This window comes from Pseudoalteromonas sp. GABNS16E, assembly GCF_028598715.1.
Lineage (GTDB): Bacteria > Pseudomonadota > Gammaproteobacteria > Enterobacterales > Alteromonadaceae > Pseudoalteromonas > Pseudoalteromonas atlantica.
In genome coordinates, this window is record NZ_JAQREZ010000084.1 from 1 (window position 1) to 11,124 (window position 11,124).

General features: G+C 39.4%; 6 protein-coding genes. 4 read left to right on the forward strand and 2 right to left on the reverse strand.

Annotation, left to right across the window (positions count from 1 at the left end; genetic code table 11):
* Positions 1 to 216: 216 nt before the first annotated feature.
* Positions 217 to 1,233 (forward strand): protease SohB, encoded by a 1,017-nt coding sequence (gene sohB / locus PSI06_RS19905; protein WP_273604724.1) that lies wholly within the window; start codon positions 217 to 219, stop codon positions 1,231 to 1,233.
* A gap of 62 nt (positions 1,234 to 1,295) precedes the next feature.
* Here the strand turns inward: sohB and PSI06_RS19910 are convergent, their stop codons facing one another.
* A complete protein-coding gene (locus PSI06_RS19910; RefSeq protein ID WP_273604723.1) occupies positions 1,296 to 2,627 on the reverse strand; it encodes a dicarboxylate/amino acid:cation symporter in 1,332 nt (443 codons plus the stop codon).
* 188 nt (positions 2,628 to 2,815) lie between these two features.
* Here PSI06_RS19910 and PSI06_RS19915 point away from each other — a divergent pair, with 188 nt between their 5' ends.
* Positions 2,816 to 6,787, forward strand: a complete 3,972-nt coding sequence (locus PSI06_RS19915) for a beta strand repeat-containing protein (RefSeq protein WP_273605062.1) — start codon at positions 2,816 to 2,818, stop codon at positions 6,785 to 6,787.
* A 249-nt stretch (positions 6,788 to 7,036) separates the two neighbouring features.
* The gene (gene topA / locus PSI06_RS19920; protein WP_055253275.1) at positions 7,037 to 9,733 is read left to right on the forward strand and encodes a type I DNA topoisomerase; all 2,697 of its coding nucleotides are present in this window, start codon (positions 7,037 to 7,039) and stop codon (positions 9,731 to 9,733) included.
* A 117-nt stretch (positions 9,734 to 9,850) separates the two neighbouring features.
* Here the strand turns inward: topA and PSI06_RS19925 are convergent, their stop codons facing one another.
* Entirely contained in the window at positions 9,851 to 10,093 is a 243-nt protein-coding gene (locus PSI06_RS19925; RefSeq protein ID WP_273604721.1) for a hypothetical protein, read from the reverse strand.
* A gap of 235 nt (positions 10,094 to 10,328) precedes the next feature.
* Here PSI06_RS19925 and PSI06_RS19930 point away from each other — a divergent pair, with 235 nt between their 5' ends.
* Positions 10,329 to 10,880, forward strand: coding sequence for a TIGR00645 family protein (locus tag PSI06_RS19930; protein WP_273604720.1), 552 nt, complete (start codon positions 10,329 to 10,331; stop codon positions 10,878 to 10,880).
* Positions 10,881 to 11,124 lie beyond the last annotated feature (244 nt).

The following is an 11,124-nucleotide window of genomic DNA, read 5'->3' on the forward strand; positions in this document are numbered from 1 at the left end:
CTACTTGCTCAACAATAGATAATTTAAAGCCTAATGTATAATCTCGCTGAGTACGCTTAACGTCTTTAGTTTTAGTGGTTTTCATAAAATAAGTCCTAAATGTGTAAACACATTTCAGGACAAGACACTTATTAACCTTGAAAAGCCACTGTTTAGTGGCTTTTTTTTGTTATAAAGCATGATAAATTAGCTTAAATTTATAAATGGAGAGACCAGTTGGAATTTTTATACGAATACGGTTTGTTTTTTGCTAAAACGGTTACCTTTGTTATTGCTATTGCAATTATTTTAACTCTTATTGTGGGTTCAGCAGTAAAGCCTAAAGCTAAAAAAGGAGCCATAGAAATAGACGATTTGTCTGAGCAACTAGATGACTTAAAACACAGCTTTTTAGAAAATACTTTAACTAAAAAAGAGTTAAAAGCGCATCATAAAGCGAAAAAAGTCGAGTCCAAAAAAGCAGCAAATGATGAGCCGAAGCCACGCCTATATGTTATTGATTTTATAGGTAGCATGGACGCTCATGAAGTTGAAAGCTTACGCGAAGAAGTGACCGCAATTATTGCCATTGCTAATCCCGAGAAAGATAAAGTATTAGTTCGCTTAGAAAGTGGGGGCGGCGTGGTGCATGGCTATGGTTTAGCTGCATCGCAATTACAGCGTTTTAAAACTGCAGGTATTAAGCTTTCGGTTTCTATTGATAAAGTAGCAGCGAGTGGCGGTTACATGATGGCCTGTGTGGCCGATGAAATATTAGCGGCTCCTTTTGCTATAGTTGGCTCTATTGGTGTAATTGCACAAATACCTAACTTTAATAAAATTTTAAAGAAAAACGATGTAGAGTTTGAGCAAATTACAGCAGGCGAATTTAAACGTACGTTAACCTTGTTCGGCGAAAATACAGATAAAGCCCGCGAAAAGTTTCGTGATGAAATAGAGCAAACACATGGTTTGTTTAAAGAGTTTGTAAGCAGCCAACGGCCAACACTTAATATTGATAATGTGGCAACGGGCGAGCACTGGTTTGCAACACAAGCAATTGAAAAGGGCTTAGTTGATGTAATTAAAACCAGTGATGATGCGTTATTAGAGCAACAAGCTGAGCGTCAAATATACAAAGTAAAATACAAAATTAAGAAAGGATTAAGTGATAAGTTAGCAATTGGGCTTAGTAGCTCTGTAAATAAAGCAGGCGTTAATTTAATGTCGCGTTTTAAAGCAATGAACCCATAAAACGTTATTATGGGTAATAAAAAACCCTTGCTTAGCAAGGGTTTTTTTATGGGCTTAAATAATTACTCAGTAGATTTGTGGTAATCTTCTAAGTCTTTAGCTGCGTTCGGGTCGTTAAATATTGTTTCATCTAATTTACCTTCTGACTTAGCAACCACACAAGTTACCATACAGTCACCCGTTATATTAACGGCTGTGCGCGTCATATCGAGTAATCTGTCAACACCAATAATAATTGCAATCCCTTCTACTGGTAAACCTACTTGGTTAAGTACCATTGCAAGCATGATTAAACCCACACCAGGCACGCCCGCAGTGCCTACCGAGGCAAGCGTTGCGGTTAGAATAACCATTAAGTAATCAGAAATCGTTAAATCAACAGCAAACACTTGTGCAATAAATACTGTTGCCACGCCTTGCATAATGGCTGTGCCATCCATGTTAATGGTAGCGCCTAGCGGAATAGTAAAAGAGGCAACCGAGTTATTAGCGCCGAGTTTTTTGGTCGCAGTTTCAAGTGTAATAGGCATAGTTGCGCTTGAGCTTGAAGTGCTAAAACCAAATAAACACGCATGTTTCATTTTAGCTAAAAAGGTAAGCGGGTTAAGGCCTGTTAATACTTTTAAAATAATACTGTAATTAATAAACGCGTGAATTAATAACGCCGCCACTACTACAAGGAAGTACTTAGCTAGGCTGAGTATTAATCCCATTTCGATAGTGGTAAAAAGTTTAGCCATTAAAAAGAACACACCGTAAGGCGCAATGTTCATTAGTAGCGTTACTAGTTTTAAAATAACCGTGTTTAAATCTTCAAATACTGCGGCTACACGTTTACCTGCTTTGCCACTTAGCGCCATTGATACACCAAATAAAAGCGCAAACACAATAACTTGCAGCATGTTCCCTTTAGCCATTGCTTCGAATGGGTTAGTAGGGAACATATCGATAATCACTCGCGCTAAGGTAGGGGCTTCTTTAGCATTGAAGCTTGCATCTGATGGCAGTGCAATGCCTTGACCTGGGTTAAATAATAACGCCAGTGAAATAGCTACGGTAATTGCCACGGCAGTTGTAACTAAATATAAGCCAATTGATTTACCACCTAAACGGCCTAATTTTTTAGGATCGCTTAAGCTACACGTACCACACACAAGCGATACAAATACCAGCGGCACAACCAACATTTTTAAGCTGGCAATAAAAATTTGTCCGCCAACATGGAAAAGGCCATCTACAAAAAAAGCTTTAATTGGCAAAGAGAATAACCCAAGAGGAATTAGATAATCGTCTTCACCAGCTAATATAGCCTGAAATAAAAAGCCTACTGCAATACCCAGTGCCATGCCAATCATGATACGGGTAGTTAAACTCATTGAACGTATTTTAGACATATTCCCTAATCTATTTTTTCAAATTTGCCATAGACTACCAGCAAGGAAATATTTACTACAGAAAAAAATAGCCTTTGCGGAATTATTTACATAAAAAAGTGACAAAAAACTGTGATATTAGACTAAGTTATAGGTTAATATTAGGTAAACAACTATTAGTAAATAATAACAACGCTAGGGAGAGGTCCATGCCTTTAACGCGACTACTCAGCATTACACTATTTAGCATTTTGCTTTGCGCTTGTGGTGGTGGTGGAACAATCGAAAAAGACGGCACCATCGGAGATGATGACGATTCTACTACAGAAACATCCACTTACACGGTAACTTTAAAAGGTTACTTACAATCTAGTGACACTGAGTCAAACACGGTCACAGCGGCTGCTCCTTTAGAGCTTAGAGCTACTTTAGAAGATGAAGATGGCGATGCAGTCTCAGGTGAGCGTATTACTTTTACTCTAGCAGATGATGTTGGAGCTTTAAATCAAGCTTCCGCACTTACAAACAGTGATGGCATAGCTATTGTTGAACTGATGGCTGGTACAGTTGAAGGAGCTGGAGAAGTTACTGCAACTTTTACTATCGATAGTACCTCATATACAGATAGCTTCAGCTACAGTTCAACAGGGGATTCAGACAGTGATGTTGAAAATCCTTTCTCAGTAAGTGTAGCAGGGTATTCTCAAACAGACGGTAGTGAATCTAATATTGTATCAAGCGATTCGCCGTTAAATATAACTGCCACACTACTAGATTCTGATGAAACCCCTATTTCTGGTGAGCGCATAACATTTACACTTGCAGATGAAGTCGGTTCATTGACTCAATCATCAGCTTTAACTCAAGCAAATGGCCAAGCGACTGTAGAGCTAAGCGCGGGTACTACAGTAGGTGCTGGTGAAGTAACAGCTATATATACACAGAACGATGTTGTCTACAGTGCAACGTTTGCATTTCAATCACAGGGCGATGAAGACAATCAATCAGATTATAGTTTAACCCTTCAAGGTTACACTCAAGGTACCGACACTCAATCAAATTCTACAACTTCTTTGGTACCTTTAGAGTTAAGAGCTACATTGCTTAACGAAGGTGTGGCTGTAATCTCGCAAAGTGTTAATTTCTCATTAGCTAGCGATATAGGTATTCTTAATCCAAGCTCTGGAAGCGTTTTAACAAATGATGAAGGGGTGGCTACTATTGAATTACTAGCTGGCGATACAGCTGGTGCATCAGAAGTTATAGTTTCATATACAATCGATGGTGAAACAATCAGCTCAGAAGCATTTGACTTTGAATCTATTATTATTGAACAAGCAGAAATTACAGTTAGTTTACTATCGAGTGATAATATAGAAACTAGAAGTGTTGATTTTCAAAATCCTGCTGTAGCACAAGCGCAACTAATACTTGATGGTGAGCCAGGGGCTTATAAATTAATAGAGTTTAACTTATCTGGTTTGGGCGTTATTAACCCTTCAAATGGTACTGCAATGACCAATGAGGAAGGTATAGCAAAAATCGATTTATTAGCCGGTACTGAAGCCGGAGCTAGTTCAATCTCCGCTACTTACAATGATGAAGATAGTAATTCTTTTACTTCTGAATTTTTTACTTTTACAACAGCTGGTGATGCTCCTGAACAAGGTGATGATGACACTTACACTCTTAATTTAAGTTTGATTTCCTCAACAACGTTAACTCAAACAAGCGAAGTTAGTGCAAATGACAACGCTTTAGTTCAAGCCACGGTCTTAGACTCAAACAATGAAGCTGTAGTAGGAGCTGTTGTGAGTTTCAGCTCAACATTAGGTAACTTATTGCCAAGTGCTGGTACCGCCTTAACAGATGAAAATGGCTTAGCAACATTAAATCTTGCTCCTGGAACAGTGGAAGGTGCCGGTACGGTTACTGCTGTATATGAAGCTGCTCAAGCGACAATAGGGTTTTATACACGTGGTGACGCGATTGACCCAAATCAGAGCTCTGCAGATATAGACTTTAAAATTTTACAAAATTGTCCATCTGATTTTTCAACTTCACGAAACTCATCATTGTGTGATGAGGTAACTAGTATTTCGGGTGACTCAACAGGTATTTTATACATTGAGGTGACGAATGAAAACTCAACAACTCCACTTGCACAAAGATTAGTTACTGCAACTACAACGATAGGATCTGTTACTCCTTCAACAGGTACTGCTATAACAGATTCAAATGGCGTTGCGCTACTAACAATTGTTCCAGGTCAAGATGTAGGCGCCGGTGAAATTACTGTGTCAGTGCTCGACAGCGATTTAACTAAGGCATTTCAAATTGCTGCTGTAGATGTTGAAATTGCTATTAGCAGCTCGGTTGCAGACGATGAACTATTAGCTGCAGGTGCAACAGCACTTATTTCAATTGAAATCTCAAAAGACGGTGAGCTATATACCACACCACTTACTGTTGAATTTTCATCTGGTTGTGTTGGCTCTGGCCAAGCACTTATAGATGAAACAGTAACCAGTATTGGCGGCTTTGCACGCTCTACATACCGTCCGCTTACTTGTGTGGGTGGGGATATAATTACGGTTACCGTGTTCACCGGTGGCGATACGGTTTCTGCTAGTACTACTATAAATGTATCACCTGCCAATATTGGCTTTTTACAATTTGTAGAAGTGACTGAGCCAGTAATTGCATTAAAAGGTACGGGTGGTGCTGACAGAACTGAAATCTCTGAAGTAACATTTAAACTTGTGGATTCAAATGGCAATGATTTAGCTTCAAGAACGGTTAACTTTGAGCTGTCAACGGCAGTCGGTGGTATAACGTTAGGCACAGCCAGTGCAATTACTAATGCCAGCGGTGAAGTGACTACCTCAGTTCAATCGGGCTCAATTGCTACGTCTGTGCGTGTTATCGCATCTAGCGAAGAAGACGTAGATGGCGATACGGTTATTGTGACCGCCCCTTCAGATATTCTTGTAATTAGTACAGGCATTGCTGATCAAAATAGCTTTTCGCTATCGCGTTCAATATTTAACCCTCATGCGTTAAATGTTGATGGTAATACGGTATCGGTTAATGCTCGCCTAGCTGATCACTTTAACAACCCTGTGCCAGATGGAACAGCTGTTAGCTTTATCACAGAAGGGGGCGTAATAGAGCCAAGTTGTACAACAACCAATGGTACGTGTAGCGTAACGTGGACCAGCAGTAACCCACGCCCGTTTACTGACTCTATGTATGAAAATACCATTACGCAAAAGTGTGATGGTGGCTTACCATGCCCATTAGGAATTTTAAATAATGACTTAACGGTAGATTTACCGTTAGGTGGACGTGCCACTGTACATGCTTATGCAATTGGTGAAGAAACGTTTTCTGATTTAAATGGCAACGGCTACTTTGACAGTGAAGATTTTTTTGATGATTTATTTGATATTCCAGAAGCCTTTATCGATAACAATGAAGATGGCACCTATGGCGGTAAAGACTGTAATGATGGAACCGACCCCTGTTCACGTGATAACTCAACCGGTGATGAGTTTGAAGAATTTGTCGATTTTGATGGCAATGGTACATGGACCACAGAAAACGGCCTATACAACGGCTTACTGTGTCGTGAAGAAGACGAAGCTGCAGGTATTTGTAGTCGTCAAATGGTTAATGTATTTCAAAACCAAGAAATCGTAATGTCGGGTGATACTGCATTCTTTAGGCTAGTTACATACGCGGATGATTGTTCTGCTATCGCGGGTGCAACCGCTTCAGAGGTACGTGTAAACAGCGACCCTGCAAGTCCACTTGTTCGCCGTGTGCAAAACGACCCCACTAGCGCAATAATGTGTCAGGTTGATGCAATAGATTTAACTCAAACTGCATCAGGCACTGCTAGCCTAGGGCTTACGGTATTTATAGCAGATATATATAACAACCCAATGCCTGCTGAAACAACCATCTCTATTGACACAGACAATGGTATTTTAACAGGTAGTGATAATTACACTTACCCTAATACAACAAGTATTGTGCCTGTTGGTTTATCGTTTGGTATTACGCGTGAAGACTTAGATGGAGGAAATGAGCAGTTTAATGGTATTTTAACCATTACTGCCGAAGCGCCTTCAGGGTTAGAAAGTACGCTTTCTGTTAGCGTAACCGACGATTTATAATCGGTAGAATGTAAAAAATGCCAACCTTAAGGTTGGCTTTTTTATTTGTGTTCTATATATTCCACAGCAATTATTTTAAAAACACCGGTTTGTATAATTTAACAACAAAAATTGTTTGTTTATTCAGTAAATACTGAAAAGTTTGTATTAAAAGCTTGTAACAATAGGTGTTTGTAGATATACCTATAAATATTCGCGCCGTTTATGTCGGCAAAACACATTTAAATATTTGGTTAGAAATAGGCAACTATGGGCAAATCGCTAGTAATTGTAGAGTCACCTGCTAAGGCTAAAACAATTAATAAATACTTAGGTAAAGACTTCATCGTAAAGTCCAGTATTGGACATGTGCGTGATTTACCTACTTCAGGTTCGAACAAAGCTAAAGTACCGGCGACTAAAACGCCAGCTGAAGTTCGTAAAATGGAGCCTGAAGAAAAGGCAGCGTATAAACAGCAACGAGATTACACTAACTTAGTTGCACGTATGGGTATTGATCCTGAAAAAGGGTGGGAGCCACATTACGAAATTTTGCCAGGTAAAGAGAAAGTAGTTCAAGAGTTAAAAAAGCTGGCCGAAAATGCAGACCAAGTTTATCTCGCAACGGATTTGGATAGAGAAGGGGAAGCAATTGCTTGGCACCTTCAAGAAATTATTGGTGGTGAGCCTGAAAAATATAAACGCGTTGTATTTAACGAAATTACAAAAAATGCGATTCAACAAGCGTTTGAAACACCAGGTGAGCTAAATACCGACATGGTATATGCACAACAAACACGCCGCTTTTTAGACCGTGTAGTTGGCTTTATGGTATCGCCATTATTATGGGCTAAAGTAGCGCGCGGGCTTTCTGCTGGGCGTGTGCAATCGGTTGCGGTACGTTTATTAGTAGAGCGCGAACGTGAAATTAAAGCGTTTATTCCAGAAGAGTTTTGGGATATACACGCCGATGTTAAAAATACTGAGTCACAATTACGCTTAGAAGTCACTAAACAAGCTGACAAGCCATTTAAGCCGGTAAATGAGGCTCAGGCTACAGCCGCAGTTAAAAGCCTTGAGACAGCCGAATATAAAGTAATAAGTGTTGAAGAAAAACCAAGCAAAAGCCGCCCAAGTGCGCCTTTTATTACTTCAACCATGCAACAAGCCGCCAGTACACGTTTAGGCTATGGCGTTAAAAAAACAATGATGCTTGCACAGCGCCTCTACGAAGGCGGTTACATTACTTATATGCGTACCGATTCAACTAATCTGTCAAAAGATGCAGTTGAAATGTGTCGTGATTATGTAACCCAAGAGTTTGGCGCAAAGTACTTACCTAAAGACCCAATTAGCTACAGCTCTAAAGGCAATGCACAAGAAGCGCACGAAGCGATCCGTCCTTCAAGTGTAACTGTACTTTCTGGGCATGTTGAAGGTGTTGATGCCGATGCCAAAAAACTGTACGAATTAATTTGGCGTCAGTTTGTTGCCTGTCAAATGGTGCCTGCAGAGTACGACTTAACAACACTTACTGTGGCCGCTGATGAGTTTCAACTAAAAGCAAAAGGGCGAGTACTTCGCTTTGATGGTTGGACAAAAGTGCAACCTGCGGTACGTAAAAAGAATGAAGAAGATCAATCGCTGCCAGCAGTAAAAGAAGGCGAAGTACTTAGTTTAATTGAGCTTGACCCTAAGCAGCACTTTACTAAACCGCCAGCGCGCTTTAGTGAAGCAAGTTTAGTAAAAGAGCTTGAAAAACGTGGTATTGGTCGTCCATCTACGTACGCATCAATTATTTCAACAATTCAAGACCGTGGTTATGTACGGGTAGAAAACCGTCGTTTCTTCGCTGAAAAAATGGGCGAAATTGTTACCGACCGTTTGGTTGAAAACTTCACTGACTTAATGAACTTTGACTTTACAGCAAAAATGGAAGGTCGTTTAGATGATATCGCCGAAGGCGAGCGTGTATGGACCCAAGTGCTTGATAAGTTTTATGCTGATTTTTCTACGCAATTAAACATAGCCAAAGATGAGCCAGAGCAAGGCGGAATGCGCCTTAATCAAATGGTCGAAACCGACATTGACTGCCCTACATGTGGCAGAAAAATGGGTATTCGAACAGCATCTACAGGGGTGTTTTTAGGGTGTACAGGTTATAACTTACCGCCTAAAGAGCGTTGTACAACCACTATGAACCTAGTATCAGGGGATGAAGCGGTTGCGGCAGATGTTGAGGACATTGAAACTGAAACATTAATGCAAATGAAGCGCTGTCCAATCTGTGAAACGGCTATGGACTCTTACCTAATAGACGAAACCCGTAAATTACATGTTTGTGGTAATAACCCTGCATGTGAAGGATATATCGTTGAGCAAGGTACCTTTAAAATTAAAGGATACGATGGGCCTATTATCGAATGTGATAAATGTGGCTCAGACATGGAGCTTAAGTCGGGCCGTTTTGGTAAGTATTTTGGCTGTAACAACGAAGAGTGTAAAAATACGCGTAAGTTACTTAAAAACGGCGAAGCTGCGCCACCAAAAGAAGATCCTGTGCACATACCTGAACTTGAATGTGAAAAGTCAGAAGCTTATTTTGTTTTACGTGACGGGGCTGCAGGTATTTTCTTGGCGGCTAACACTTTCCCTAAATCACGCGAGACGCGAGCGCCAAAAGTGGCTGAGCTAAAGCGTTTTAGAGAGCGTATTTCACCTAAGTTTTATTACTTAGCTGATGCGCCAGAAAAAGATCCTGATGGTAATTTAGCCGTAGTACGTTATAGCCGTAAAAATAAAGCGCAATACGTGATGACGGAAGTTGACGGAAAAGCCACAGGCTGGACTGCTCACTATGAAGCGGGTAAATGGGTAGAAGAAGCGAAGAAAAAAGCAGCGCCTAAAAAGAAAGCGGCTGCAAAAAAATCGCCAGCTAAACCTAAAGCAAAAAAAGAAGCTGAATAAACCTTAAAATTAATCTAGTTTAAGACAAATAAAAACCGGAATGCACAGCTTGTGTCATTCCGGTTTTTTATGATTATATGCGTCGCAATGGCTTTATTAGCCGCATATTTTTATTGTTTAGATTTTTACGGTAGATACTTTTTTGTAGCCTTCAGACTCTAATTCATCATTAACGCATTGAAGAACATAGCCAAATAGATCGTCGTTACTTACATCATCATCTTTAGCCCAATTTACACACATATCTGTGTATTCTTTAATTGTTTGTGCAGAAGCTACTGGTGCATCGTCTGCGATTGCAACCGTTGCAGATACAGCAAAAAGTGGTGCAACTATTAATGCTAGCAATGCTTTATTCATTTGTTGATTCCTAAATAAATGGTTTAACGATTTAAATACATTTTAAAGCTGTATTTAAATAGTGCCCAATGCAGAACAACTCTGTTGGTGTAGTGATTTTTAATCGAAATTAAAATAAAAGATAACGAAAAATTTTTATCGTCAAGATGAGTAAATTACGCTTAAATAATTATATAAGTAATTGTGTTGTAATAAATTATAAGCTAAGGTCGCTTTTTTATAAAAAGATAAGTTAATGTCAGAACACCAAGCAAAACCAACCAGTACGCCTCGTAAAATACACAAAGTAGAGCAGGGCTTAGAGTCGTTTATATTTAAAGGGCGCTGGTTATTAGCCCCGTTTTTTGTAGGCCTACTATTTGCTGTTATATTGCTATTAATAAAGTTTTTTAAGCAACTTTATTTAATGGGTATTGCCACTTTTAGTGCAACAAACCAAGAGTTATTGGTGGGTATACTTACCCTCGTTGATACCGCTTTACTGGCTGGTTTATTACTTATTATTATTTTTAGTGGTTATGAGAACTTTGTTTCAAAGCTTAATATTGAGGGCCACGAAGATAGGCCGTCATGGATGGGAAAAGTTGGTTTCTCTGGCTTAAAAATGAAGCTTATTAGCGCAATTGTTGCCATATCTGCGGTTGAGCTTTTAAAGGTATTTATTAATTCTAATATTCATTCAAGTGATGAGCTATTTTGGAAAGTGATTATCCATATCACCTTTGTAAGCTCTGGCGTATTATTTGCGCTCACTGATTATTTAAATAGTAAAACACAATCACATTAGAAAGGTTAAGTTAATGGTTTGGTGGCCGGTATTTCGTCTTAATACCGGCTATATCAGCCCCACTATTTTAGCGCACAAAAAAGCCCGATAAAATCGGGCTTTTGATCATTATTAGTCTGTCTTGTCCTGAAATGTGTTTACACATTTAGGACTTATTTTATGAAAACCACTAAAACTAAAGACGTCAAGCGTACTCAGCGAGATTATACATTAGGCTTTAAATTATCTATTGTTGAGCAAGTAG

Excerpts from the sequence above, each read along its gene's own strand:
- topA (WP_055253275.1), top strand. The coding sequence starts at position 7,037 with ATGGGCAAATCGCTAGTAATTGTAGAGTCACCTGCTAAGGCTAAAACA.
- PSI06_RS19910 (WP_273604723.1), bottom strand. The coding sequence starts at position 2,627 with ATGTCTAAAATACGTTCAATGAGTTTAACTACCCGTATCATGATTGGC.
- PSI06_RS19925 (WP_273604721.1), bottom strand. The coding sequence starts at position 10,093 with ATGAATAAAGCATTGCTAGCATTAATAGTTGCACCACTTTTTGCTGTA.
- PSI06_RS19915 (WP_273605062.1), top strand. The coding sequence starts at position 2,816 with ATGCCTTTAACGCGACTACTCAGCATTACACTATTTAGCATTTTGCTT.
- PSI06_RS19930 (WP_273604720.1), top strand. The coding sequence starts at position 10,329 with ATGTCAGAACACCAAGCAAAACCAACCAGTACGCCTCGTAAAATACAC.